This window comes from Alkalimonas mucilaginosa (assembly GCF_036327005.1).
GTDB classification, from domain to species: Bacteria; Pseudomonadota; Gammaproteobacteria; order Enterobacterales; family Alteromonadaceae; genus Alkalimonas; species Alkalimonas mucilaginosa.
In genome coordinates this window covers 54,185-79,543 of record NZ_JAUGZK010000012.1, presented here as the reverse complement: position 1 = coordinate 79,543, position 25,359 = coordinate 54,185, and the positions used below count along the sequence as shown (strand labels likewise).

Sequence of the window (25,359 nt, the reverse complement as noted above, 5' to 3'; positions counted from 1 at the left end):
GATGTGTTGACTCAGGAGCTTGATGAGCTGATGGATGATGAGATAGTGGAGGTGCAACCGGTCAGCACCCGCATCCGCCTGCCTTTTGCCTTTGCCAAGCGTCATGCAGTATTGCTGCAGCAATTGCCGGAGGGGTTTGTGCTTTCGGTGCAGCCGGCTACTAAGCCCGAGGCGGTGCTGGAAGTAAGACGCATGCTGAGCGAACCTTTTCGTATTCAGAAACTGGGCGCCACAGAGTTTGAAAGTCTGCTTGAAGCCAGTTATCAGCGGGATTCCTCGGAAGCCCAGCAAATTATGCAGGACATAGGCAACGAGGTAAATTTAGCCTCGCTGGCAGAAGATATCCCGGAAACGGAAGACTTGCTGGATAACGAAGACGATGCGCCCATTATCAAGCTGATCAACGCCATGCTGGGTGAGGCCATCAAGCTGGGTGCATCCGATATCCATGTTGAAACCTTTGAAAAAGCCCTGGTGGTGCGCTTTCGGGTTGATGGTATCTTGCGCGAAGTACTACGGCCAAACCGTAAGTTATCCAGCCTTTTGGTGTCGCGTATTAAAGTTATGGCCAAGCTGGATATTGCGGAAAAACGGGTGCCGCAGGATGGCCGTATCAGTTTAAAAATTGCTGGCCGGGCGGTGGATGTACGGGTTTCGACCATGCCATCCAGCCATGGTGAGCGGGTGGTATTGCGTTTGCTGGATAAAAACACTTCCCATCTGAATCTGGCCGACCTGGGTATGACACCAGCCATTCAGCAGCAATTTTCCAAACTGATTTTAAAGCCTCATGGCATTTTACTGGTAACTGGCCCCACCGGTTCTGGTAAAAGTACCACCCTGTATGCCGGCCTTACCGAAATCAATACCAAAGATCGCAATATTCTGACGGTGGAAGATCCCATCGAATACGAGCTGGAAGGCATCGGCCAAACCCAGGTCAATACCAAAGTGAATATGACCTTTGCCCGCGGGCTGCGGGCTATTTTGCGACAGGATCCCGATGTGGTGATGGTAGGTGAAATCCGCGATCTGGAAACGGCGCAAATAGCGGTACAGGCCAGCTTAACCGGCCACCTGGTGATGTCGACCTTGCACACCAATACTGCTGCCGGAGCCATTACCCGGCTGGAAGATATGGGGATCGAGCCTTTCCTGTTGTCATCCAGCTTGCTGGGTGTGTTGGCGCAGCGGCTGGTGCGTACCTTGTGTCCGCACTGCAAAGAGGCCCATAGCCCGGACAAAGAAGAGCGTAAGCTGCTTGGGGTCGAGAAAAAGGATGAGGCCATTATCTACCGGGCCACCGGCTGTGACCAGTGCAATTTTACCGGCTACCGTGGCCGGACCGGTATTCATGAACTCCTGGTGATTGATGATCACAGCCGCGAAATGATCCACAACCGCGAAGGTGAACAAAGCATTGAAAAGTATGTGCGGCCAAATTGTCCCAGTATCCGCCGTGATGGCTTTGATAAGGTGCTGGCCGGCCAAACCACGCTGGAAGAGGTGCTGCGCGTCACCCGTGAGGATCTGTAGTGGCAGCGTTTAGTTACCAGGCGCTGGATAGCCGCGGCAAAAAAAGCAAAGGGGTATTGGAAGCCGATAATGCCCGCCAGGCTCGCCAGCTGCTGCGCGAGCGCAAGCTAACCCCGCTGGCGGTGGAGCTGGCATCCAGGCAGGAGAAATCAACCGCCAGCAGCAAAAGTTTTTTTAAACGCTCCATTCCAACCGCCGATTTGGCACTGATTACCCGTCAGTTGGCGACCTTGGTGGCAGCCGCCTTGCCGATTGAAAATGCCTTGCTGGCGGTGGCTGAGCAGTGCGAAAAGCCACGCCTGAAAAATATGTTGATGGGTGTGCGCTCCAAGGTGGTAGAAGGCTATAGCCTGGCCGAAGGGCTGGCCGAGTTCCCGCATGTGTTCGATCATTTGTACCGCTCCATGGTGGCGGCGGGTGAAAAGTCCGGCCATCTGGATCAGGTACTCAACCGGCTGGCCGATTACACCGAGCAACGTCAGCATATGCGCAATCAAATTCTGATGGCATCCATTTATCCGGTGGTGATGGTGATGGTGGCAATCTCGGTGATTGCAATTTTGCTGGTAGCGGTGGTGCCACAAATTACGGAACAGTTTGAGCATATGGGGCAACAACTGCCACTGCTTACCCGCGTGATGATTGCGGCCAGCGACTGGGTACGCGATTACGGTATTTGGTTATTGCTCGGGATATTATTGCTGGCTGTGCTGGTCGAACGGTTATTGCGTCGGCCACAGATGCGTTATCGCTACGATCAGTTGATTTTGCGCAGCGCCTTGTTTGGCAAGGTGATCCGCAGCATCAATACCGCCCGCTTCGCCCGCACCCTTAGTATTTTGAATGCCAGTGCGGTGCCTTTGCTTGAAGCGATGCGCATAAGCGGTGATGTACTGGGCAACAGTTATATGAAGCAGGCGGTGGCGGATGCAACTTTGCGGGTGCGGGAAGGTAGCTCGTTGCGCAATGCGCTTGAGCAAACCAAGCTGTTTCCGCCGATGATGCTGCATATGATCGCCAGTGGCGAGAAAAGCGGTCAACTCGATACCATGTTAATCCGCACAGCGGATACGCTGGATCGGGAGTTCGAAATGACCATGACGGTGACACTGGAAATTTTCAAGCCGGTGGTGGTGATCACCCTGGCGATCCTGGTTTTTTTAATTGTACTGGCAATTTTGCTGCCGATTTTAGAACTTAATCATATGGTAGGTGGGTAATATGAACAAACAGCAGGGTTTTAGTTTATTGGAACTGATGGTGGTGATCGTCATTTTAGGCATCATCGCCAGCCTGGTTGTGCCCAATGTGATGGGCAATAAAGAAGAAGCGGATCGGCAAAAAGCCGTGGTTGATATTCAGCAGTTGGAAAATGCACTGGATATGTATCGGTTGCGCAATGGTTTCTATCCAACCAGCGAGCAAGGCTTACGGGCTTTGGTTGAGCCTGCAACCACAGAGCCGGTACCACGCTCCTTCCCGGAAGGTGGCTTTATTCGTCGCTTACCGCGGGATCCCTGGGGCCGCGATTATCAACTGGCAAGTCCGGGCCAGTTTGGCCGCATTGATGTGTTTAGCATGGGGCCGGACGGCATTCCAGGTACCGACGATGATGTCGGCAACTGGGACATTGACAAGCAATAAATTCAGAGCCAGCCGATGATGCCGTCACAACGCTACAGCCAGGGGCTTACCCTGTTGGAAGTTATCTTGGTGCTGTTATTATCTGGCTTGCTGGTCAGTGCTGTGGTGGTAAATTTTTCCTGGGATAGCCGGGATGATCAACTGGAAAAAGAGGCGTACCGTTTTCAGCAGCTGTTTCATTATGCTGCTGAAACGGCATTGATGCGCCAGCAGGAGTGGGGGGTACAGATTACCCCCAGTGGCTATCAGTTTTTGGTGTACCTGCCAGAGGAGGATATCTGGCAGCCGGCCGACACGCCGGCATCACTGGGCTGGCATGATCTGGCACCGCATCAGCAACTGAAACTTGAGCTGGAAGGCTTGCCCTGGCAGGAAGATAGTTTGCTGGGCTCCCTGAATTGGGACTCTGATCGGCTGGAGCATATGCAAACGGATGATGAGGAAGCCGCGGTGTTGCCGCATATTTTTATTTTATCGTCCGGTGAAATTACCCCTTTTGAACTGGTACTGCAGGATGAAAGCCAGCGGCCTTACTGGTACGTGCAAATCCGCGGGGAGTTTAGTATACCGATCCAGCGTTCTGAGGTTGGGAGCAGCTTACCATGATGCGTCGCGGCTTTACCCTGATTGAGGTGCTGTTTGCGCTGGCGATTTTTGCCACGGCCGGCCTGGCGGTGATGCGCACTGTGACTGAACATATCCGCTCAATAGCCATGCTGGAGGACGCCACTTTTGCCAGCTATGTCGCTTCCAATCAGTTGGTATTGCTGCAATTGGAAACCGATTGGCCGCCGGCAGAGCAGAGCCGGGGTGAGGTGGAAATGGCGAACCGGCTCTGGCAATGGCAGCAGCGTATTAGTCAGGTCGAAGATGATGATTTACGCCAGGTGGAGCTGAGCGTGAGCCTGGCAGAGCAGCCGGATGAAACACTGTACCGGTTGATTACCTTTATCGGGCGGCCGCATGCCAACTAGCTGCGCAGTCGCTTGCCGGAAAGGAAACAGCGCTGGCTTTACCTTTATTGAAATGCTGCTGGCCATCGCGATTTTTGCTATGGTCGGGATGGCCTCTTTTGCAGTGCTCAATAGTGTGACAACCGGCGACCGCTTGTCGCGACAGGCCGCGGAGCGTTTGCAAAAAGTACAATTTGCTTTGATGGTGCTGGAGCGTGATCTGATGCAAATCAGCAGCCGCCATATTCGCATACAGGGTGAAGCGCCGCGCAAAGAGCGCTTGCTGGGCGGGCGTTTCCTGCTGGAAAGTGACGCCGATGCGATAGCGTTTAGCCAGCACGGTTGGCGCAACCCTGGCATGATTTTACCGCGCAGTGAGTTGCAATCGCTCGGTTACCGCTTGCAAGAAGAGCAATTGCAACGGCTGTACACCCTGTACCCGGATGCCGTTACCGGTACCGAACCGAGAGTGCAGGTGTTGTTGGCTGACATTACCGAGCTGGAGTTTCGCTACCTGGTTGGCGAGCGCTGGGAAGAGCGTTGGGCGGACTCGCTCTGGCCTGCGGCAGTTCGGGTGCGCTTGCTGCACGCCGAGCTGGGGGAAATAGAGCGGGTGATTCTGTTGCCGGACGGCAATGTGCAGCCGGCGGAGACCATCCGATGAACGATCTGCAACGACAGCAAGGCGTAGCCCTGATCATCGTGCTGTTGATTGTGGCCATTGCTGTGGTGATTGCGACATCAATGAGCGGCCGCTTGCAGCTGAATTTGCAGCGGCAGCTGAATATGCAGCAGCAGCAGCAAGCGTTTTGGTACGCTATGGGGGCAGAAGCTTTTGCCCGTCAGGTGCTGCGCCGCTCTTTACAGGGGCAGGAAACCAGCCACTTGGGGCAGGACTGGGCCCTGCAGGGGGCGCAATTGCCGGTACCGGATGGTACCATCAGTGGAGTGATCACGGATCTGCGTAGTTGCTTTAATCTGAATGCGCTTTATCAGGCGCCGGCTGCGGCCGGGCAGGTACAGACCGAAGCAACGGTTGAACAACAAAGCTTTCAGCGTTTGCTGGAGTTGGTGGCAGCAGATTTGTCGATGCCCGCTGAATACCTTATGGCGCGGGTTGCCGACTGGCTGGATGACGATAGCTTATTGCGCACAGCTGGCAGTGCCGAAGATGACGATTATGCGGCTTTGCCTTTTCCGTACTATACCGGCAACACCCTGATGGGGTCGGTCACAGAGCTGCGGGCCATTTTGGATGTGACACCGGATGATTACAAATTGCTCGAACCCTATGTGTGTGTGATCCCGGATGAGCAACAGCTGCGCATCAATGTGAATACGCTAACCGAGGAAACGGCGGTGTTGTTAAGTGCCATTATTGCCGAATTGGATCCTTCAGCGGCGCTGGAGCTTATTGCCAGTCGTCCCGACAATGGTTTTAGCAGTATTGACGAGTTTTGGGGCTCAGGCCCCCTGGCTGGTATTGAAGTGGAAGAAAGTATTAAAGAGCTGGTGACGGTCCAGTCGGACTATTATCGATTAACAGCCCGAATTGGCTATCAGGAGACTGGCATGCAGATGCAATCAATCCTCAAAGTGCAGGATGGTAAAGGTGTGACTGTGCTGGCCCGGCGTTTAGGAGGTGCAGGATGAGTGAACAATTGCTGATCCGTCTTGGCAGCCGGGCTGAGCAAGCCGTCAGCTGGTTGGTATGGTCCGCCCCGGCGCAGGAGATCATTGCCTCCGGCGACCTGCCGTCGGCCTATGCCTTAGCACAACTGGCCGAGCGGCTGGGCCCCCGTCCGGTACTGGTCCTGGTGCCTGCGGCCGATGTGGTGCTAAAAGAGGTGGCTCTGCCGGCCAAGCCCAGTCGGCAGATCCTGCAGGCCTTGCCGTATATGCTGGAGGATGATGTCACCGAAGACATTGAACAGCTGTGGTTGGCGCTCGGTGCAGTGCGTAAAGACGACGCGCAGTATCTGCAGCAAGTGGCGCTTTGCAAAAAAGCTCAGCTTGAACAATGGCTCAGCTGGCTGACCGAGGCAGGTTTTCAACCACGCCAGTTGGTGCCGGATGCGTTGTTGCTCCCGACGGAGTCGTTGCCAGCCGCCATTGAGCTAAACGGCAGCTGGTTGCTGCGCCAGGGCGATTGGCAGGCGACCAGCATTGAGCAGGATTGGTGGCCGGATTATCTGGAACTGGCGGCTTTGCCAGAACTTACCAGCTACAGCCCATGGCCAGGCTACATTGCCCAACCGCATCAACTGGCTGAGCCAGAGTTGCCGTTGGCACTGCTCGCCCGGCAAGCACAGCAGCCAGTGCTTAATTTGCTGCAGGGTGAATACGCGCCCAAGCGAACCATCAACAGAAGCTGGCAACTGTGGCGGCCCGCTGCTGTGCTGGCTGGTATTAGCCTGACCTTGTATCTGACCCTGACGGCCGTGGAAGGCTGGCGCTATGGTCAGCAAGCAAGAGCCCTGCAACAACAGGCGGTGCAAACCTATCAGGCGGCTTTCCCCGGAGAGTCGGTGGTAAATTTACGCACTTTGGTGCAGCGCAAACTGCAGCAAGCTGGCTTGTCGCAGCAAGAGCAGCACTTTTTAGCCTTGTTGCTGGATTTGCAGAACAACCTGGCCAGCGTAACGGATATGCAATTGGATAATCTGCGCTTCGATGCCAGGCGTACCGAGCTGCGTTTTCAGGCCAAAGCCGAAGGGTTTCAAAGTTTTGAGCGACTAAAAAACCAGTTGGAACAAGCCGGCTATCAGGTCGATCAAGGGGCTTTGAGCAACGATGGCAGCAAGGTTCAGGGCACGGTTAGTATGAGGAAAGCAGCATGAAGCAGCAACTGCAGCAGCAATTTCAGCAATGGTGGGGGGGGCTGCAGCAACGTGAGCAACGGCTGATGCTGGCGTGCGGCATTGCTGTGCTGGTGTTTGTATTTTATTACCTGATCTGGCAGCCGGTGCATCAAAGCAAAGCGCGCAATCTACTGGCGTTGCAGCAGGCCGAACAGCAATTGGACTGGTTGCACTCGGTGATGCCACAGTTGCAACAGGCCGGTGGCTCGGTGGAACGCAGCAGCGGCAGCTTGTCGCAGGTGCTGACAACCAGTGCCCGTCAGCATGGTATTCGCGTCAGCCGGATGCAGCCGCAAAATCAGCAAATGCAGCTGGTGCTGGACGATGTGAGCTTCGAACAATTGGTTAGCTGGTTGCATGCACTGCACTATCAGCACGGTTTGCAACTGGTGAATCTGGATGTCAGCGCGGCCAACCAGCCGGGCATGGTGCAGGTGCGACGAATTTTGGTTGAATAAGGTTATGTCGATAAAGAAACTGCTGGTCGTGGGGGTAGTGAGTTATTTGTTGTGCCTGCTGGTGTTAACCCCTGCCAGTTGGTGGCTTAAGCTGGCACCGCTGCCAGCCGGGCTAAAGTTAGGGCCAGTGCAGGGTACTGCCTGGCAAGGCCGGATTCAGGTACTATCGTATCAGGGCCTGGAGCTACGGCAAGTGCAGTGGCAACTGAGCCCCTGGCGCTTACTGACCGGCCGGCTGGCAGTGCAATTGCAAGCCGGTGAGCTGGCAGAGCTGGACCAGGCTTATATCAAAGGCCAGTTGCGCTATGGTTTCAGTGGTTTGCAGTTGCAAGATACGCTGTTGCGCTACCCGGTGCGTGAACTTGCGCCTATGCTGCGTTTGCCGCTGCCGGTTGGGGCCGACGGCACCCTGATGCTGGATATCGAACAGTACCAGCAGGGTGCTCCCTGGTGCAAAACCCTGAGCGGCCAGGCCAGCTGGCAAGAAGCACGGTTGCAACCGCCGACCGGCTGGATTGATCTGCAGCATATTTTTGCCAGCCTGGCCTGTGATGATGGTGACTTGGTGCTGATCACCGATGGCCAAAATCCATTGGGACTGGATGTGACTGCCAGGCTGCAAGCGGCAGGACGTTTCTCGGTGGATGGTACCTTAAAACCCGATGCCTCGATGCCGGAAGAAGTGCACCAGGCGATGCAGTTTGTTGGTGCCCCCGATGCCGAAGGCCGGTTTCGGATCCGCTTTTAGTATTTCAGCAATGAATGCCCGCTATCAAGCGCAATCAGCAGCGAAATGAAGCGGGCTTTGCTAGGCTAGGGGTTTTCCGCTTTTGTTGCAGGAGACTCTGATGATCCCAGCCCCCCAATTCTTGTCTTTTACCCCGCCGCGCCGCATCTTGATGGGGCCTGGTCCGTCCGATGTGTATCCCGAGGTATTGGCTGCCCAGGCCAGGCCGACCGTTGGCCATTTGGATCCATTGTTTATTGGCATGATGGATGAGCTGCGCAGCCTGCTGCAGTATGCTTTTCAAACCGAAAACCCGATGACGCTGGCCGTTTCTGCACCGGGCTCTGCCGGTATGGAAACCTGCTTTGTAAACTTGCTGGAGCCGGGTGATACGGTGCTGGTATGCCGTAATGGTGTGTTCGGTGAGCGCATGCGGCAAAATGTCGAGCGCTGCGGTGCCAGCGCCATTGTGCTGGATTTTCCCTGGGGCGAGCCGGTGGATCCCGCCGTGGTGGAGCAGGCATTAAAAAAGCACCCGCAGGTGCATTTCCTGGCGTTTGTCCACGCCGAAACTTCAACCGGCGCACTATCGGATGCGCAGGCGCTCTGTGCTTTGGCGCAGCGTTTTGATTGTTTGTCCATTGTTGATGCGGTGACCTCGCTGGGCGGGGTGGAACTTAGAGTAGACGCCTGGGGCATCGATGCGATTTATTCCGGCAGCCAGAAGTGCTTGTCCTGCGTACCGGGTTTATCACCGGTGTCCTTTTCCCCACGCGCGGTAGCGCGGATGCAAAACCGCACGCAGCCGGTGCAGAGCTGGTTTTTGGATCAAAGCCTGGTGATGGGTTACTGGAGCGGTAGTGCTAAACGCAGTTACCACCACACCGCGCCGGTCAATGCGCTTTATGCGTTGCATGAAAGCCTGCGCCTGCTTGCCAGCGAAGGGCTGGAGCACGCCTGGCAACGCCATGCCGCCATGCATCAGGAGCTGAAAACTGGGCTGCAAGCGCTGGGACTGAACTTTGTGGTCGATGAAGCTCACCGCTTGCCACAACTGAACTCGGTGTGGATCCCGGCCGGAGTCAATGACGCCGAAGTGCGCAGCCGCTTGCTGCAGGATTACAATCTGGAAATTGGCGCAGGTTTGGGCGATTTAGCTGGCAAAGCCTGGCGCATCGGCCTGATGGGCTATGGCGCAAGGCGGGAAACTATTGCACTTTGCTTAAAAGCGCTGTCGGATGTGCTGAGTGAATAAGCGGTGTGATTGAGACATTGCAGCAGCAGAGGTGACCCCGCAAGTAGATACTTAGCCTAATGCTGTATCAACATAGCAAGCTGGGCCAGCAACAAGCGCACAAGGGGTAACTTGTGCGCTTGCGTTTCGCTATAGCAGGACGATTAGAAGCTTAAACTAACGGTAAAGCTGGCAGTTCGGCCAGCGCCAATCAGGTAAGCCCCTTCACTGCCACCGGTGATGTAGCTTTTGTCGGTCAGGTTGTTCAGCACAAAAGCCAGGTCCACGCCTTGGAATAAACCGCCGTTGCCAAGCGATTTTTCATAACCAAGGTAGGCATTGTAAATGGTGTGGCCGGAAATGCTGTCGCGGTTCCAAACCTCACTGCCAGCAGCGTTGAAGCTGTGTTTGGCAGCACCGTAGTAACTGCCGGTGTACTTGCCGCTAAAACCTGCCCGGTAGTTACCGTCGTGGTAGTTCAGCGCCACCGACAGCATCTGCTCCGGAATACCGGCAATCTTATCGCCTTTGCGGTAGTCTTGCACCAGCACCGGCTCACCAGCCGGGTTTACTTTACTGGTCAGTACATCTTCCGAATACTCGGCCTTATTCAGCGTCAGGGAACTGGTCAGGCTGAGGTTCTGGCTTAAGCGCCAGCTCAGGCTGCTTTCCAGACCGCGGGCACGGACACCTCCGACGTTGTCAAAATTACCATCCCCGGCTGCCAGATAATTCGGAGTACCATCTTCTGCTGTCGCGTAGCGCAGCAGCACCACCCGGTCATTGAAACGGACATTGTAGAGTGCGGTAGAGATGCTGAAGGTATCACCAAAGTAACGCAACCCAAGATCCATATTGGTGGCAGTTTCCGGACGCAAGTCCTGTAAATCTGCCGCTTTCTGGCTTTCCAAAATACTGTCGGCAATGGCTTTGAAGTTTTTTGAATAACCGGCGAACACTTCCAGCCGGTCCGTCAAACCATACACCAGGCCAGCACTGGGTAACCAGGAGGAGTCGCTGTCCAGGCTGTCTTTACCCCGGCCATTGAGGTTATCGGTACGGCTGATATCCACCAGGTACTTTTGCAGGCCAAGCGTCAGCTGCAAATCACCAAAGGTCATGTGATCCTGCAGGTAAAACTTGGCGACTTTGTGGCGGTAATCATCATCAAAGTGCACCCAGTACGGGCGTTCATCAAAGTGGTGGTAGACTTGTGGGTCAATGACTTCATGCCAGTCTCGGGTTTGATTGCGCTGCTGCGATTCCAGCCAGAGACCGGTACGCAGCCGGTGGGTGCCGAGCTCCCAGCTCAGGTTGGCGGTCGCGCCATAACGGCTTTTGTCGTAGTGGGTATGACGGTACGATGACACCCGTTTCGCACCGGGCTGGTCGTTATTGCCATCCAGGATCGGATTACCGGCACTGTCGACATGGGTGTAGGTGGTTTGGCTGGCACCACTGCCTCGTGCAATGCGATTGCCATTGGCATCGGCGGCAAACACCTGATAAGGCGGCAGCCAGTCACCGCGGCCATTTTGCAGGTGCAGGTAAGGGGTGATATCCAGCTCCAATGCATCGGTCAGATAAAATTCGCCTTTGAGATAAAACAGGGTGTTCTCCCGCAGCGTCGACCAGGCCTCGGCAAAGTTTTGATCGATATCCGGATCGCCGGTCCAGACGTTGGTCAGGCCATCCCAGCGTGGGGTTTTGTTAAAGTGCGCCAGTGAGACCGGTTGGTAGTTGTCCTCATGGGCGTCGTTGTAGGACAAACGAGCAGTGAAGCGGCTATCAGTCAGTTCGGTGACACTTTTAAATTCAACATGCAAACGATCGGCATGGCCATTGCTGCCAGATAACATCCAGCGGTTATTAAAGCTGTCGGACACGCTGAAATAGGCACTGGTATGGCCAAACAGCTCACCGGTATCGAAACGTGCAAAGTAACGGCGGGCATTGTGGCTGCCGGTGGTGTAAGCAAAGCGGGCACCACGCTCCAGCTCAGGGTTGGCCGAGACAAAATTGATGGTGCCACCCAGCGCATCCAGTGAGGCAGAAGCAATATCGGCACTGCCCTGGCCTACTTCAACAAAACGGGTATTTTCAATATCCAGAAAACGGTTGGCTTTGCTGCCACCGGCATAGGCCGAGCCACCATTCGGGATGCCATCAATGGTGATGCCAAGCTGCTGATCGGCCCGGTCAATCACAAAACCACGCATACTGATGGTGGTGGTGTAGTCATCACCACCAAAGGCATCGCCCTGGCCGACATTGATACCCGGCAGATGGTCAATCAAATCCATCACATTGCCTATCGGTGCCTGTTGGTTTTTCATGCTGTCATCGGTACTGTTGTTGGCATAGCTGACCCGTTTTCCCAGTACAGAAATGACTTCCATCGCTTCGTCTTGTGCTGTTTGCTGCATTTCACCGGCATAAGCGGTGGCGGATGTTAAAGCGGCGATAATCGCCAGGCTGAGGCGTTTGGTTTTAAAATACTGCACGAGGCTCTCCGTCTGAACATGAATTGTGTTTGTGGTTATCATTATTTTGTGGTCGGATCAGATCCCGACGGCGGAGCAGTATGGCGGCTGAAGATGACAGTTTTGTGAATTGTGCGGAATACTTTTTACTTTAGATTATCATGAATTGTTATAGTGTAACTTTTTGTCTGCAGTGTCATCCGATTGTCATTTTTGTTGGTCAGACTGCGCGATTTAAGCCGAAGCGGAGAGAGGCATGATGAGCAAGCGATGGGTTCCAGGCTGGGGTTTGGGGTTGAGTCTTTGGCTGTTGCTGGGTTGCCAGCAACTGGTCGCTCAACCAGAACAGAGGATGGAGTGGGTTGAGCTGGGGCCCCGGCCGGCATACCTGGTAGCGCAGTTGCCTGACGGGGCATTGAAGCAACAGTTGCAGCGCTGTCAGGGGCCTTTTCAACCGCATGATTTTTCCATTGGCCATCGTGGTGCGCCGCTGATGTTTCCGGAGCATACCGAGGCGTCCTACCGGGCCGCTGCACAGATGGGGGCTGGCATTTTAGAATGCGATGTCACCTTTACCCGCGATCGGCAACTGGTGTGTCGCCATGCCCAGTGTGATTTGCACCAGACCACCGATATTTTAGTGCGCCCGGAGCTGGCAGCGCGTTGCAGCGAGCCTTTTAGTCCGGCCGATGCGGCAACTGGTCAGCAAGCCAGTGCCCGCTGCTGTACCAGTGATATCGATTTGGCGGAGTATTTAACGCTGTGCGGCAAAATGGATGGGGTTAACCCCGCTGCAACGACGGCACAGCAGTATCTGCAAGGCACTGCAGACTGGCGCACCGATCTGTATGCCGGTTCCTGTCCGGCGGTGTTGTCGCATCAGCAAAGTATTGCATTGTTTCAGCAACTGGGCCGAAAAATGACGCCGGAACTCAAAGCCGCCGAAGTGCCGATGCCGTTTCAGGGGCAGTACAGCCAGCAGCAGTATGCCCAACAGTTAGTGAATGAGTACAAAGCCGCCGGCGTACCGCCGGAGCAGGTGTTTTTGCAATCGTTCGACTGGCAGGACATTCTGTATTGGCTGCAGGCAGAGCCTGAATACGCCAGGCAAGCAGTCTGGCTGGATGGCCGCTATGAAGACCCGGCCTTTGATCCGATGCAGCCTGACAGCTGGCAACCCGCTATGGCAGAGCTTAAAGCCGCTGGGCTGAACATTATCGCGCCACCACTTTGGGTACTGGTTACCAGCCAAGATGGGCAGATCCGGCCCTCGGCTTATGCCAAAGCGGCGCGCGCTGCTGGTTTGGAGATCATCAGTTGGACGCTGGAGCGTTCCGGCCGGCTGGATGAAGGCGGCGGCTGGTACTATCAGAGCATTGCGGATCTCACCACCGATGACAGCGTCGCCTTGCAACTGTTGCATGTGTTGGCGCAGGAGGTCGGTGTCATCGGCGTGTTCTCCGATTGGCCGGCTACCACCACCTTGTATGCCAATTGCATGCTGTAGGGTTGTAGATGGCAGAGATAAATAGATGTCTGGATGTCTTTTTATAGCTGAACCATTGCCAGTTTGTCGCGGATCCGGTATCGTATCAGCCCTAAAAGCCGCTGCCAGTCTGGGTTGGCAGCGGTTGCAACACAACGAGGCAAGCGTATGCGGCATGAGATCTGGCAACAGTTAAAACAGGAAGCTTTTGAGCTGGTTACCAAAGAGCCTTTGCTCGCCAGTCATGTCTATTCCAGTGTGCTGAATCACGATTGCCTGGGTTCGGCGCTTAGTTTTATTGTCGCCAACAAGTTGTCCGATGCGGTGGTGTCTGCTTTTACCATCCGGGAGCTGTTCGATCAGGCCTTTGTCAATTGCGACGAGATGCTGACCCATGTCGCTCATGATATCAAAGCGGTGTTGGACCGTGATCCGGCAGCCGACACCTACCTCAATGTGCTGTTGCATTTAAAAGGCTTCCACGCCATTCAAACCCACCGGCTGGCGCATTGCTTATGGCGGCAAAATCGCAAAGAGCTGGCGCGCTTTCTGCAAAGCCGCTGCTCGGAAGTGTTTGGTGTCGATATCCACCCGGCCTGCCGCATTGGCCACGGCCTGATGTTCGACCATGCCACCGGCATTGTGATCGGGGAGACGGCCGAAATTGGCAACAATGTGTCGATTCTGCAGGGCGTCACCTTAGGCGGTACCGGCAATCAGCAAGGCGATCGCCACCCAAAAATCCGTCCTGGCGTGATGATAGGGGCGGGTGCCAAGATCCTTGGCAATATTGAAATTGGCGAAGGCGCCCGTATTGGTGCCGGCTCGGTGGTGTTGGATGCGGTCCCGCCGCATACCACAGCCGTTGGGGTGCCTGCTAAAATCATTGGCAGCAGTTGCGAGTGCCCGGCCGAGTCGATGGATCAGAACTTTTTGCACAGTACCGTCATTTCAAAATAGCAGCACAGCGTTCTGTGGCATACACCCCATCGGCCAGTATCTGGTGATTTACCAGCAACTCCCCGACCACAGCATTTCTATCATCCGTATGCACCATGAACATGAGGATTGGTTTAGCCAGGCATGCTGAGCTGTTGTTCCTGCTGGCGTTTCTAACGGCCTTTCAAGCTGAGTTATGACCTGAGTCATGGCCTAAATGCTTTCGAAATGCTAGGCTAATCAGCAAACCAGTGCCATGCCGGCGCCAGGCCGGCATGGCTAATTCCCCCAATCTGAAGGAGAATGCCTTATGACACAAATGGATATCGGTATCACCAAGGCGGATCGTGAGACCATTGCCGAGAGCCTGAAACACCTGCTGGCGGATACCTACACCCTGTATTTGCAAACCCACAACTTCCACTGGAATGTCACAGGCCCACAGTTTCGTGAACTGCACCTGATGTTTGAAGAGCACTACACCGAGCTGGCGGTAGCGGTGGATGATATCGCCGAGCGTATTCGTACGCTGGATGTCGCTGCGCCTGGTACTTACAAAGAGTTTGTCCGTTTAAGCAACATCAAAGAAGTGGATGGAGTACCGGCTGCCAAAGAGATGGTTGCTCTTTTGACTCAAGGCCATGAGACCATAGTGCGTACCTGCCGTGAGGTATTAAAACATGCCCAGGCCGGGGATGATGAATCCACCGCTGCGCTGGCTTCCGATCGGATGCGGGTGCATGAAAAAACCGCCTGGATGTTGCGGGTGCTGAATAAATAAGCCAGCAGCGCTGCAGCTGCCGTTGCCGTCGCTGATTTTGGCTATACTCCAACTAGCCAGGTCAGCAGGCATGGCTTGAACGGCTGACAAGAGGCCTTATTGCATGGACAACCAGCTACGGCAAATTATTGAAGGAGTCGCCAACACCAGGGGCGAGGCTTTCTTTCAGGCCATGACTTTGCAGTTAAGCCAGGTGATCAAGGCCGATTTTGTCTTTATTGCCCGTTTGGATCATGCGGCCTACAGCTCACAGACCCTGGCCCTGGTGGTGGATGGCCAGTTGGTCGATAATATGGAGTACTCACTCGAACACACCCCCTGTGCCAATGCCGCGGATGACAGTTATTGCATCTACTCCAGTGGTATTCAGCAGCTGTTCCCGCAAGATCAGTTGTTGGTTGATCTTGGCGTTGAAGCTTATGTTGGCACGCCATTGCATGATTTGCAGGGCAAGGTGATGGGCATCGTAGTGGCCATGTACCGCCAGCCGGTGTCTGAGCCGGAGCAGGTCACTACCCTCTTTACCATTTTCAGTGGTCGTATAGAAGCCGAAATGGAGCGACTGGACTTTGAGCGGCAGTTGCAGCAGTTGAATCAGCAATTGGAGCAGAAAATCAAACTGCGCACAGCTGATTTGGAGCAGGCCCTGGCGGATATCCAAACCATGCAGCAGCAACTGGTGGAGTCGGAAAAACTGGCGGCACTGGGGCAGTTGGTATCGGGCATAGCGCATGAGGTCAATACCCCGCTTGGCGTGGCCGTGACAGCTCAGGGCATTGTGGAACAAAAGTTCCAGTCCTTTGCATTGGCAGTGCGTAGCAACCAGCTCAGTAAAAAGGCGGTGCAGCAGTATTGCCTTGCGATGGAGCAAACGTTGCCATTGCTCACCAGTAACTTGCAGCGGGCGGCGGATCTTATCCAAAACTTTAAACGGACTTCGGCCGATCAACATTCATCCGAGCAGCATCAAATCGGCATTGCGCATTACTACCGGCAGATTTTAGCCACCTTAACAGGTATTACGGACCAGGCTGGTGTTGAAATCCTGCTTGAGGCAGATCCTGCCTGGCGGGTGACCACGGTACCTGGCAGCCATGTGCAAGTGCTCTCCAATCTGGTGTTCAACAGCCTGCAACATGGTTTTGCCGGTCAGCCTGGCCCGCATAAAATTACCATTAAGGTACGGCAGCAGGACGATGGCTATTGGGTGCAGTACCGGGATAATGGGTGTGGCATCAGTGACGAAGTCCGACGCCATCTGTTTGAGCCTTTTTACACCACAGCCCGGGCGCAAGGTGCCAGCGGGCTGGGACTATCCATTTTGTACAATCTGGTCACTGGGCAACTGGGTGGTAAAGTCCAGCTACCGGCTACTAAGCGGGGCTTTGCATTGGATTACAGTTTTTGCGATTTGCAGCCATAAGCTCCACTACCCGCTGATCTCAAACTGAGTCATCCGACGCAAACTGCCGCGTTAAATCGGTGAGTTGCTGCAGTTCCAGGGTTTTCTGCTGTACTTTTTGCTGCAAAAGGTAGATCCCATACAGGCACAGCGGGGACGCCACCAGGCTGTAAAACAGCAGTAAGTCCATCGGGGTTAACGCCGGTTGCCAGGCCGATAACAGCCAGAGCAGCGCGGTAAATAGCAGCAGCGCAGCGCAGCAATACTGGTTGTAACGGTAGTAGCGCAAGCTAAGCTGACAGCTGCGAAGCCGGAACTGCAGCAAGCCGTGGCTGCTCCAGTTGTCGTACGCCAGGATTGGCCGGTGCACCTGCCAACTGATGTAAACCGCACCGATGGCACCCAGCCCAAGAAAAGTGGCTGCTATATAGCCCAGCCAATTCGGCATGCTAAGCAGCAACCAACAAGCGCTGGCAGCCATCACCAGCGCAGCCAGGCACTCCCCGATCATCAGCACCCGTTGCTGGTGCTGGCGCTGGCTGGCCTTGGCTAAGTCGGCGGCGTTCGGTGGGGGAACGGCTGTGGCCGGCTGTTGTTGCCAGCTCGCTTTGAGGGCCATGAAATCACTATCATCGGTCATGTTGCATCAACTCCATCAATTCAGTTTTAGCGCGGTTCAGCCGTACCCGGACTGTGCCTGGATTCAGCTGCAGAATGTCTGCAATCTCCGGCGCATCCATATCCTCCATCGCCAGCAGGATCACCTGCCGGTTGGCCGGTGATAAACGGCGTACTGCCTGCATCAGTTGCTGGCTTTGCTGGCTGGTACTCACCTCGTTGGACGGGCAGTCCTGCAGCAACAGCTGTTCCGTGTCTGCATCCAATGGCTGCCATTTGCTGCGCTGCGCCCGGGCAATGTGATCGACGGTGACATTGTGCACAATCCGGAACAGGTAAGCGCGCGGCTTTTCTGCAGCTTGCAGTCGGGTCATCGACTGATGCAGTGCCAGAAAAATATCCTGTTTCAGATCCTCTCTGGCGGCAGCATTGGCTTCAGAAGCCAGCAAGGTGCGGCTGATAGCACCCTGATTGTCTTGCCACAGTTGCAGTAAAAACTGCTCTGGCGTCCATTCGTTGTTATCGGTTCTGTTCAAAAAATCCCCGTTGCCCACGCTTTTGTTGTTCTTTGTAACGACTCAGTTGTTAGCTAGTCAGTCTGCCTGATACGGCGAAGTGTTACATAAAAAAATAAAAAAAATGTTGTAACGCTTCGCAGCTACCGCACGACTTCACAAGAAAATACACCCAACTAGATTCAACTACAGGAACCTCAGGATGAAAAAATCAGTATTAGTTTGTTTGCTGGCTGCTTTGTCGATGGCGCAGCTCGATGCGGAAACAGTGTTGTATCACAATGCGACGTTAATCAATCCTGCTACTGAGCAGCAATTAAACCATGGCTGGCTGTTGGTGCAAGATGGTCGAATCGTCAAGATGGGGCAGGCGCAGGCAGACGGCTTACCTGCAGCCAACAGGCAAATTGATTTGCAGAAACACTATGTGCTGCCAGGTCTGATTGATGTGCACCTGCACTTAACGGCCGGGCCACACCGGGTTGAAATGCGGGATGGCACGCCAGTAATTACCATGAAAGGTCATAGCGAAATCACCCGCTATCATGCGCTTAGCACCCTGGCAACCGGAGTAACCACAGCCTTTAGCCCGGCCGGTGATCCTGTCGCCAATGCCGACTATGTCCAGCAGCAGCAAGCGGGGTATTGGCCTGGGCCGAGGCTGCATTACGCTGGCTATGTGTTTGAGCCAACGCCTATTCTGGGAGGCTCGGTTCACCCAACCGATGAGGCCAGTTGGCGGGCGGAGATTGCCAGCCAACAAGCCATGGGAGTGGATTACATCAAGCTGTATACCGGACTGACGCCGGGTGAAGTAGCCATGGGGGTACGGCTGGCGCGCGAGGCCGGGTTAAAAACAGTGGCGCACCTGGATGGTGTCAGTTGGCAATATGCGGCAGATCTCGGAATTGATGTATTAACGCATGCCCTGCCCACCAGTGCAGAGTTATTAACCGGCGCAGGCAGGGCGGCGTATCTGGCTGAGCGGAAAAATCCGTTTAACCAACGATTTATCTACAGCTGGTTCCAGCATGTCGACTACGACAGTGAGCCGATGCAGCGTTTGATCCAGACGCTGGCACAGCAGCAAACCCGGGTCGATTTAACTCTGGTGGTGAATGAGCTGTTTTACTTTGCCCGTGAGCTGGACGCGCTCTACCCTGAGGATGCGATGTGGGTGTTCCACCCCGAAACCCGCCGACGCTGGCGAGCTTTGATGGCGGGACCCAGCTATGACTGGAGCGCAGCAGACTTTGCCATTGCACAGCAACAACTGCCTAAAGTAAAAGAGTTTTTTAAACGCTTGTACGATGCTGGTGTGCCGCTGGCCATTGGCAGCGACAGCGTCAGCAGCGGTCCTTTCTTCCTGCGTGAATTGCAACTCAGCCAGGCTGCCGGCCTGAGCAACTGGCAGGTTTTGCAGCTTGCTACCGTTGGTGGTGCTCACCACTTGGGTCTTGCTGATACCGGTCAGCTGGCTGAAGGGTATCTGGCCGATTTTATTGTGGTTAGTGCCAACCCTGTCACCGATCTGAACGCATTGAGTACAGTGCACACTGTGGTGCAACAAGGCAAGCGCTGGCAGGTGGAGGCATTGAAAGAAAAACTAACCACCTTGAGCAGCCTTGAGTTGTGAACACTGAATGCTATTGGATAACTATTTATAAATCTGACAATGCACTGCAATGAAACGAGGAGAGACCCATGGGTACGATTGAAAACTTTTTTGCGACCATCCAACAAATGAATGCTGTTACCTTGCTACTGTTTGGCTTATTTTTTCTGCTGGTGTGGTTTTTACCCAGCCTGCTGGCCTTGCTATTTAACCGCCAGCATGCTGGAAAAATCGCTTTGCTGAATATCCCGGCCGGTTTCTCCTGGATTGCCTGGGTAGCCCTTTGCGTTTGGGCCGTTACCGGTAAACTTGGCGACAAGCTGGCTGCCAAGGCCCGCTTCAAGCCAGTTGCTTAACAACTATCCCGGCGGAGCGAAGCGTTCAGCCGGGATAAGGTAGGGCCAGGGAAGCACTTAGCTACAAAGCAACGCTTTCCCCTTCATTAAGAATATGCAGTGGCACCGTGCTTTGCATCTGCTGCTGCATATGCAGCAGGCGTAGCAGCGGTGAGTGCGAGCTGATATCACCCATCTGCCAGCTGGCATTGCCATAACCCCAGGGGATCATCACCTTGCACCCCAGCTCTTCGGCAGCGACCAGCGCGTCTTCCGGCGTAGTATGGACATTGCGATACCAGTCGCTGTGCTCCTCGTGATGGTAAGAGGCTATCGGCAGCAGGCAGATATCGATATCGCCATAGCGCTGCTGAATGTCGCGAAAATGCTCGGAGTAGCCGGTATCGCCGGCAAAAAACAAGGTATGGCCCTGATGCTCCACCACCCAGCCACCCCATTTAGCCCGGTCGTCATCATTAAAGAGCCTACGGCTGTTAAAGTGATGCGCCGGCACCAGATGCAGAGTTAGCTCACCCAGCTCGCTGCCGGTGTACCAGGCTTTTTCCAGCACCTGATAGCCACCTTTTGGTAGGTAATCGGCCATACCCAGCGGCACATAGTAGCGCGCCTCTGTGCCAATCTGGCGAATGGCAGCATGGCTAAAATGGTCGTAGTGCAAATGCGAGTAGAGCACAGCATCGGTGGCGGCCAACTGCTCGGCAGAAAGGCTTGGCGTATAAGGCCTTTTGATAATGCCGACCAAATGCGAGGCCCAATTAACCGGCCAATCGAACTGGCCGAATACCGGGTCAAACAGCAGTTGCTGGCCGTCCGGTGTTTTCACCAGAAAGCTGGCATGGCCCAGCCAGTGCACCGCAAAACCACTGCCAAGCTCAGGCACAGGTTGCTCGCCGTTGTACTGGCAGTTTTCACCATGGCTTTGGCAGGCAACCGCCGGATGGGCCGGGTAGCAATCTTCCTCGCAGCTCACCGGATACTCTCGCTCACCCAGGCGTATGCGGTACTGGTTGCGGTAACGCCCCTGGTATTTGCCTTCTTTCACCTGCACAATCACCGCTTGTTCGCTGATCAGTTGCTGCACGGTATTGGGGGTGCTGCAGGCCTGGAGGAGCAGGGCGCTGCCAAGCAGCAACCCCAGTGAGCCGAGTGTCAGTTTCATCCATCGTCCTTTTAAGTTCATTTTCATCGGGGCATAGGTTCCGTTTAGTACTGTCGTAATACCATGGCAGGCTTGCGGCTGGCAACCTGCCAGGCCAAAGTCGCCACTGTGCACCAACAAATGGCGAAGGTAATGGCTGCTGCCAGCAGGTAAAGCCAGGGGCTTTGGGTTACCCGTACACTAAAACCGGCCAGCCAGGCATCCAGTGCCAGATAGGTGGCCGGGATGGCCAGCATAGCGCTGATGGCCATTAGCTTCAGGTATTCATTGGCCAGCAGATTGACCAGATTGAAGGAGCCTGCACCCAGCACTTTGCGCATGGCCACTTCACGTGAGCGCTGCTCGGCGCTAAAGGCAGCCAGGCCAAACAAGCCAACGCAGGTCAGTGCTATGGCCAAGGCAGCGAAGATAGCGATGACGGTGCCCTGGCGCTGCTGGTTTTGGTATAACGCCGTGTAATCATCATCCAGCCAGCTTAAGCGGATATCCTGGCGCTGCAAGCGCTCGGTCAGCAGCTGCTCAATCTGCAGCCGGCTTTGCATGGCCTGCAGTGGGTCCAGTTGCAGCAGAATATGGCCGATGTGCATCGGCGAGCGGCCACATATCAGCAACAAGGGTTCGGGCTGGCGGGTGGCTGCACCCACCTGGACATCGGCAATAACGCCGACGACTGTAACGGTGAGTGCCAGATGGTTCTGCAACAGCCACTGCTGGCCAATGGCATCGGCAGGGTTGTTAAAGCCGGCCCGGCGGGCCAGGGTCTCGGTAATGATACCGGCAGCGGTGGCCTGGTCGTCGTGTTGCTGGTACCAATCGCTTTGGTAGTCGCTGCTAAAATCCCGTCCTGCCAGCAGCGTAAAGCCGGCAGTTTGCACGATATTAAAACCGGTGCCCAGCTGGGGAATGGGCGGCAAACTGGTATCCGCGGTCTGGCCAGGTAACTGAATCGACATCGCTTGCGAAATGGTGTCGGTCAGCTGCATATCCAGCAGGCTGGTACTTTGCACCCCCTCAATGCGTTGCAGGCTGCTTAGCAGGCTTTGTTGCTCGGCCCAAAACAAGTGCTCGTTGGCAATGCTGTGCACCAGCAGGCGTGCGTCGCGTTGATAGCCGGTATCTTGTTGCTGCAGCAGTTGCAGCTGTTGCTGCAACACGGCGGTAGCCACCAGCAGGCCAATGGCGATAGCGCCTTGCAGCACCAGCAGCCCTTTGCGCAGCCAGATGGCGGTGCTACCCCGCTGAAAATCGCCGCTCAGCACTTTTTTGGCATCAAAGGCCGAGATAAAAAGCGCCGGGTAAACACCGGCCAGCAGGCCTGTGGTCAGCACGGTCGTAAAAGCCAGACCACCAAAAGCACCCAGATAGTTCAGTGCCAGCGGGCGATTGACCAGGGCACTAAACCAGGGCAGCAGCAGTTCGACCAGGACCAGTGCCAGCAGACCAGCAGCGGCTGCAATCAGCAGGGATTCCAGCATAAACTGGGCAAACAGCTGCCAGCGGCTGGCGCCCAGGGTTTTGCGTACCCCAACCTCTTTGGCGCGCTGACCAGCACGGGCGGTGCTCATATTGATGAAGTTAATGCTGGCCACCAGCAGTAACAAAGCTGCCAACAGCAAGCCAATACCGATGGTGCTGGCCGAGCCATTGACTTTCATCTCAAAACTTAAGTTCGAGTGTAGGTGAATGGCCGTTAATGGCTGCAGCTCCAGCGCCATCATGGCCTGGCCCTGATAGGCCTGAGCATTCACCAGTTCAGTAAAATGCGCCAAAAAGGTGTCGAGATCCAGCCCGTTGGGGAGCTTAACGTAACTGTACACAGTATTTCGCGGCAGAGGGTGTGCATTGATTTCATCACTCAGGCGGCGCAGCGAATTCAGCCGCAGATGGCTCTGGGCCGGCAGCCGGTAAACGGCGGTTATTTGATGGTTGCTGCCATCAAGCTGCAGCTGCTTGCCCAGCACCTCGCTGTGGCCAAACAAGCGAATCGCCTCGTGCTCGGCCAGTGCCAGTCGATTGGGTTGGCTGAGTGCAGCCTGCAGATCGCCGCTTAGCACTTCCAACTGGAAGAAGTCGGTCAGATTGGCATCTGCCTGGAAAGCATGCGTCATGGCGATTTGCAGCGGCGAGCCTTCCAGTTGGATCAACACCTCTTCGCCAACCCCAGCCAGCCGGGTGACCTCAATGCGGGCATCGAAATCCTGCAGCAAAGCTTTCATGGCTGGGCTGGTCACCGGGAAACGTTGCTCCAGCGGTATAAAGGTTTGCTCCAATCGAAAGGTGTTGCCGGCATCGGGGTGCATCCGGTCAAAGCCTTGCTCGTGTTGCACAAAAAGTAAAATCAGCAAGGCAGCAGCCAGGCCAATGGCCAGACCACCTAAATTCAGTGCCAGGTGGGTTTTATGCCGCAGCACGGCCCGGACGCCGGTGGTCAGGTAATTACCCAGCATGGAAAGGGCGTTACGCATACTTCACCTCCGCTGCCGGGGCCAGAGCCCGCTCGCTGACAATCTGGCCATCCAGCATTTGCACCATGCGACTGGCGTAACGGGCTTCGTGCTCTGAATGCGTCACCATTACGATGGTGGTGCCTTCCTGATTCAGCTGGCGCAGCATCTGCATCACTTCTTCGCTGTTTTTTGAATCCAGATTGCCGGTGGGCTCATCGGCCAGGATCAGCGCCGGATTGATCACCAAAGCCCGGGCCACTGCCACCCGCTGTTGCTGGCCCCCGGACAGCTGCAAGGGCAGATGATCGGCACGGTGATCCAACTGCATCCGTTTTAAAATGGCTTCGACCCGTTGTTTGCGCTCGCCGGCGGCGATGCCCTGGTACTGCAGTGGCAGCTCAACGTTTTGAAAAACCGTTAGCTCATCAATCAGGTTAAAGCTTTGAAAGACAAAACCTAGCTGGTTTTTGCGCAGCTCCGCCAGTTGTTTTTCACGGAAGCGGGCAATGTCCTGGCCTTTAAAGTTGTACACGCCGTCGCTTGGGCTGTCCAGCATGCCCAGAATGCTTAGTAGGGTAGACTTGCCACAGCCAGACGGCCCCATAATGGCAACAAACTCGCCGGCTTCAATGGTCAGGTTGATGGTGTTCAGGGCTGTGGTTTCCAGCTCTGCAGTGCGAAATACCCGTTGGATTTTTTGTAACTGAATCATCGGATGGTCCTTAGCGTTGTAATTGAATGATATCGGCTTGTTGAAATTCGCGATAGCCGGAAGTAATAACTATGTCGCCTTCACGCAGCCCTTGGCGTACTTCCACCAGTTGGGCACTTTGCCGGCCCAGTTGCACGGCTTGTTTGCGGGCTGTGGCCGTGGTTGGCTCCAGCACATAGACAAAGTGACCACCGCCATCGCTTAAAAAAGGGCCCCGGGCAAGGGCCAGCACCGGGCTTTGCTGATCGTCCAACTGCAGCGTCAGGTTGACCGACTGGCCGCGTTTGGCCTGCAGCTGCTCGGGCAGGACAAACTCCAACTGGAACTGGTTGTTCACCACCCGGCTGTCGATGCGGCTTACCTGAAGCTTCAGTGGTTGCTGCTGCAAGGTAACCCGGGCGGTCATGCCCAGCTGAATGCGGCCCAGATAAAACTCATCGACACTGGCCACCAGCTTGTACTGATCGGGTTGGTCGATTTGGCCCAGTCGGCTGCCCGGCGATCGGGACTCGCCCACTTCGACATTAAATTCACTCAGATAGCCGCTGATCGGCGCCCGGACCAGCAGGTTCTGCACATTTTGCCGGGCAAAATCCAGATTGCGGCTCAGCATCTCGACGCTTTCCGACAACTGCTGCAACTGTAACTGACGAATGGTTTCTTCCTGTTGCTGGCGCTCGTGCGTCAGCTGCAAGCGGCTTTGTTGATAATGTAGCTCTTCGGTCAGGTTGTTCAGGTGCTCTTGTGCCAGCACACCCGTTGCAACCAACGGCTCACTTTGCTGCAAATGCCGTGTTAAGGTGGCAATGCGAAACTCAATATCCAGCACATCGCGCTGCAGGTTGAGGCGGTTGGTTTCAATGGTCATCTGGGTATTGCGCAGAAAGTTCATCTGCTCGGTGACCTGCGCTTCGCGGCTGATTAGATCAAGCTGCAGCTGGGTATTGGTCAGCTGCACCAGTGGCTGGCCTTGTTCAACATAGCTGCCTTGCTCCACCAGGCGCTGCTCGACCCGGCCGCCTTCGATTACATCCAAAAATACACTGTGCTGTGGCAGCACGGTCGCACGCAGCGCAATGCTTTCCTGCAGAGGCTGCGGCTGTACCACAGCGGTACTGACAGAGCTTATTGGCAGCTGCAGCTGCACCGAGGCATTGGCCTGGCTCTTGCTAAACCACCATAAGCCAGCGCTAAGCACCACAGCGACAGCCAGCAACCAGTAAGGGCGTTTCGAGCGGCGGCTAATTTTTTTATCCATGGTCACACTCCGTTCAATAGCATTGGCTGGATAAATACAAAGGCCATGCCAAATTAAATGCTTAATAAAAACAAATGCTTAATATTTACTGTCACGGAAAAGTGTCCGCTACTGGTACAGCCGACTGTCCGAAAATGAACACTTTCGTGTTGCGGGGTTCTGCTGTGACCTGGTT

24 protein-coding genes are annotated in these 25,359 nt (G+C 55.1%); 17 read left to right on the top strand and 7 right to left on the bottom strand.

Annotated elements, in window-relative coordinates; translation table 11 throughout:
- Positions 1 to 30: 30 nt before the first annotated feature.
- The 11 genes from gspE (at position 31) to QWF21_RS14305 (ending at position 9,434) form a co-directional block, all read left to right on the top strand.
- The gene (gene gspE / locus QWF21_RS14355; RefSeq protein WP_330088765.1) at positions 31 to 1,536 is read left to right on the top strand and encodes a type II secretion system ATPase GspE; all 1,506 of its coding nucleotides are present in this window, start codon (positions 31 to 33) and stop codon (positions 1,534 to 1,536) included.
- The gene (gspF, locus tag QWF21_RS14350) at positions 1,536 to 2,756 is read left to right on the top strand and encodes a type II secretion system inner membrane protein GspF (RefSeq protein ID WP_330088730.1); all 1,221 of its coding nucleotides are present in this window, start codon (positions 1,536 to 1,538) and stop codon (positions 2,754 to 2,756) included. The genes gspE and gspF overlap by 1 nt, the downstream gene beginning before the upstream one ends.
- A 1-nt stretch (position 2,757) precedes the next feature.
- Complete coding sequence (gene gspG, locus QWF21_RS14345) at positions 2,758 to 3,180, top strand: type II secretion system major pseudopilin GspG (RefSeq protein ID WP_330088729.1); 423 nt, start codon at positions 2,758 to 2,760, stop codon at positions 3,178 to 3,180.
- Between the two features lie 15 nt (positions 3,181 to 3,195).
- Positions 3,196 to 3,786, top strand: a complete 591-nt coding sequence (gspH, locus tag QWF21_RS14340) for a type II secretion system minor pseudopilin GspH (protein WP_330088728.1) — start codon at positions 3,196 to 3,198, stop codon at positions 3,784 to 3,786.
- Entirely contained in the window at positions 3,783 to 4,154 is a 372-nt protein-coding gene (gspI, locus tag QWF21_RS14335; RefSeq protein ID WP_330088727.1) for a type II secretion system minor pseudopilin GspI, read from the top strand. The genes gspH and gspI overlap by 4 nt, the downstream gene beginning before the upstream one ends.
- Positions 4,144 to 4,797, top strand: a complete 654-nt coding sequence (gspJ, locus tag QWF21_RS14330) for a type II secretion system minor pseudopilin GspJ (RefSeq protein WP_330088726.1) — start codon at positions 4,144 to 4,146, stop codon at positions 4,795 to 4,797. The genes gspI and gspJ overlap by 11 nt, the downstream gene beginning before the upstream one ends.
- Positions 4,794 to 5,786, top strand: a complete 993-nt coding sequence (gene gspK / locus QWF21_RS14325; RefSeq protein ID WP_330088725.1) for a type II secretion system minor pseudopilin GspK — start codon at positions 4,794 to 4,796, stop codon at positions 5,784 to 5,786. Before gspJ ends, gspK begins: the two co-directional genes overlap by 4 nt.
- Positions 5,783 to 6,973 (top strand): type II secretion system protein GspL, encoded by a 1,191-nt coding sequence (gene gspL, locus QWF21_RS14320; protein ID WP_330088724.1) that lies wholly within the window; start codon positions 5,783 to 5,785, stop codon positions 6,971 to 6,973. The genes gspK and gspL overlap by 4 nt, the downstream gene beginning before the upstream one ends.
- Complete coding sequence (locus QWF21_RS14315) at positions 6,970 to 7,452, top strand: type II secretion system protein M (protein ID WP_330088723.1); 483 nt, start codon at positions 6,970 to 6,972, stop codon at positions 7,450 to 7,452. Before gspL ends, QWF21_RS14315 begins: the two co-directional genes overlap by 4 nt.
- A gap of 4 nt (positions 7,453 to 7,456) precedes the next feature.
- The gene (locus tag QWF21_RS14310) at positions 7,457 to 8,200 is read left to right on the top strand and encodes a type II secretion system protein N (RefSeq protein ID WP_330088722.1); all 744 of its coding nucleotides are present in this window, start codon (positions 7,457 to 7,459) and stop codon (positions 8,198 to 8,200) included.
- 100 nt (positions 8,201 to 8,300) lie between these two features.
- Positions 8,301 to 9,434 (top strand): pyridoxal-phosphate-dependent aminotransferase family protein, encoded by a 1,134-nt coding sequence (locus QWF21_RS14305; protein ID WP_330088721.1) that lies wholly within the window; start codon positions 8,301 to 8,303, stop codon positions 9,432 to 9,434.
- Between the two features lie 143 nt (positions 9,435 to 9,577).
- On the opposite strand, the gene QWF21_RS14300 is transcribed toward QWF21_RS14305, so the two are convergent.
- Entirely contained in the window at positions 9,578 to 11,917 is a 2,340-nt protein-coding gene (locus QWF21_RS14300) for a TonB-dependent receptor (protein ID WP_330088720.1), read from the bottom strand.
- Positions 11,918 to 12,155: 238 nt separating this feature from the next.
- Here QWF21_RS14300 and QWF21_RS14295 point away from each other — a divergent pair, with 238 nt between their 5' ends.
- The 4 genes from QWF21_RS14295 (at position 12,156) to QWF21_RS14280 (ending at position 16,525) form a co-directional block, all read left to right on the top strand.
- Positions 12,156 to 13,403 carry a glycerophosphodiester phosphodiesterase family protein gene (locus QWF21_RS14295; RefSeq protein ID WP_407935299.1) on the top strand — a complete coding sequence of 416 codons (1,248 nt, stop codon included), beginning with the start codon at positions 12,156 to 12,158 and terminating at the stop codon, positions 13,401 to 13,403.
- Between the two features lie 147 nt (positions 13,404 to 13,550).
- Positions 13,551 to 14,342, top strand: coding sequence for a serine O-acetyltransferase (cysE, locus tag QWF21_RS14290; RefSeq protein WP_330088719.1), 792 nt, complete (start codon positions 13,551 to 13,553; stop codon positions 14,340 to 14,342).
- A 289-nt stretch (positions 14,343 to 14,631) separates the two neighbouring features.
- Positions 14,632 to 15,102 carry a Dps family protein gene (locus QWF21_RS14285; protein ID WP_330088718.1) on the top strand — a complete coding sequence of 157 codons (471 nt, stop codon included), beginning with the start codon at positions 14,632 to 14,634 and terminating at the stop codon, positions 15,100 to 15,102.
- 103 nt (positions 15,103 to 15,205) lie between these two features.
- Positions 15,206 to 16,525, top strand: a complete 1,320-nt coding sequence (locus QWF21_RS14280) for a sensor histidine kinase (protein ID WP_330088717.1) — start codon at positions 15,206 to 15,208, stop codon at positions 16,523 to 16,525.
- Positions 16,526 to 16,544: 19 nt separating this feature from the next.
- On the opposite strand, the gene QWF21_RS14275 is transcribed toward QWF21_RS14280, so the two are convergent.
- Positions 16,545 to 17,144 (bottom strand): hypothetical protein, encoded by a 600-nt coding sequence (locus QWF21_RS14275; protein WP_330088716.1) that lies wholly within the window; start codon positions 17,142 to 17,144, stop codon positions 16,545 to 16,547.
- A complete protein-coding gene (locus QWF21_RS14270) occupies positions 17,134 to 17,658 on the bottom strand; it encodes an RNA polymerase sigma factor (RefSeq protein WP_330088715.1) in 525 nt (174 codons plus the stop codon). The genes QWF21_RS14275 and QWF21_RS14270 overlap by 11 nt, the downstream gene beginning before the upstream one ends.
- A gap of 181 nt (positions 17,659 to 17,839) precedes the next feature.
- On the opposite strand from QWF21_RS14270, the gene QWF21_RS14265 reads away from it, so the two are divergent.
- Both QWF21_RS14265 and QWF21_RS14260 read left to right on the top strand, forming a co-directional pair.
- Entirely contained in the window at positions 17,840 to 19,273 is a 1,434-nt protein-coding gene (locus tag QWF21_RS14265) for an amidohydrolase family protein (protein ID WP_330088714.1), read from the top strand.
- 68 nt (positions 19,274 to 19,341) lie between these two features.
- Positions 19,342 to 19,608: a superinfection immunity protein gene (locus tag QWF21_RS14260; protein ID WP_330088713.1), complete on the top strand. Its 267-nt coding sequence runs from the start codon at positions 19,342 to 19,344 to the stop codon at positions 19,606 to 19,608.
- Between the two features lie 61 nt (positions 19,609 to 19,669).
- Here QWF21_RS14260 and QWF21_RS14255 read toward each other — a convergent pair whose 3' ends face one another.
- The 4 genes from QWF21_RS14255 to QWF21_RS14240 are packed head-to-tail and all read right to left on the bottom strand — an operon-like array spanning position 19,670 to position 25,184.
- Positions 19,670 to 20,767 (bottom strand): MBL fold metallo-hydrolase, encoded by a 1,098-nt coding sequence (locus QWF21_RS14255; RefSeq protein WP_330088712.1) that lies wholly within the window; start codon positions 20,765 to 20,767, stop codon positions 19,670 to 19,672.
- 44 nt (positions 20,768 to 20,811) lie between these two features.
- The gene (locus QWF21_RS14250) at positions 20,812 to 23,232 is read right to left on the bottom strand and encodes an ABC transporter permease (protein ID WP_330088711.1); all 2,421 of its coding nucleotides are present in this window, start codon (positions 23,230 to 23,232) and stop codon (positions 20,812 to 20,814) included.
- Positions 23,225 to 23,926 carry an ABC transporter ATP-binding protein gene (locus tag QWF21_RS14245; RefSeq protein WP_330088710.1) on the bottom strand — a complete coding sequence of 234 codons (702 nt, stop codon included), beginning with the start codon at positions 23,924 to 23,926 and terminating at the stop codon, positions 23,225 to 23,227. Before QWF21_RS14245 ends, QWF21_RS14250 begins: the two co-directional genes overlap by 8 nt.
- Positions 23,927 to 23,936: 10 nt before the next feature.
- Positions 23,937 to 25,184 carry an efflux RND transporter periplasmic adaptor subunit gene (locus tag QWF21_RS14240; protein ID WP_330088709.1) on the bottom strand — a complete coding sequence of 416 codons (1,248 nt, stop codon included), beginning with the start codon at positions 25,182 to 25,184 and terminating at the stop codon, positions 23,937 to 23,939.
- Between the last annotated feature and the right edge of the window lie 175 nt (positions 25,185 to 25,359).